General features: G+C 60.6%; 1 protein-coding gene. It reads left to right on the top strand.

Annotation, left to right across the window (positions count from 1 at the left end; all coding sequences use genetic code 11):
- On the top strand, window positions 1-569 hold a 569-nt coding region (locus tag J4E58_RS31755; protein WP_207255371.1), incomplete at its 3' end, for a potassium-transporting ATPase subunit KdpA.

Below are 569 nucleotides of genomic sequence, written 5' to 3'. Positions count from 1 at the left end.
ATGCACAGTTATGACTATTGGCTGATCCTCGGCTTCTTTGCCTTGGTGCTGCTGCCCGCGCCTTTCCTGGGGCGGTTCTACTACAAGGTAATGGAGGGCCAGCGCACCTGGCTGACGCCGCTGTTGGGGCCAGTCGAACGCGCTTGTTACCGGCTTTCGGGCGTCGATGCGCAAAGCGAACAGAGCTGGCAGAAATACACCCTGGCCCTGCTTGCGTTCAACCTTGCGGGCTTTTTGCTTTTGTTCGCAATCCTGCTGTTCCAGGATCACTTGCCGCTCAACCCGCAGAACTTGCCGGGACAGGAGTGGACGCTGGCGTTCAACACCGCGGTTAGCTTCATGACCAACACCAACTGGCAGGCCTACAGCGGTGAAGCCTCGCTGAGCTACCTGAGTCAGATGGTCGGCCTGACTGTGCAGAACTTCGTCAGCGCCGCCACCGGTTTGGCGGTGCTGGTTGCACTGTGTCGTGGCATCGGCCGCAAGTCGACCAAGACCCTGGGCAACTTCTGGGTCGACATGACCCGTGCCACCCTCTACGGCCTGCTGCCGCTGTGCCTGCTGCTGGC

Origin of the sequence: Pseudomonas sp. FW305-25, from assembly GCF_017351415.1 — a bacterium.
In the GTDB taxonomy this organism is placed as follows: Bacteria; Pseudomonadota; Gammaproteobacteria; order Pseudomonadales; family Pseudomonadaceae; genus Aquipseudomonas; species Aquipseudomonas chlororaphis.
The sequence above is the reverse complement of the archived record's forward strand: the minus strand, read 5'-3'. Positions and strand labels throughout refer to the sequence as shown.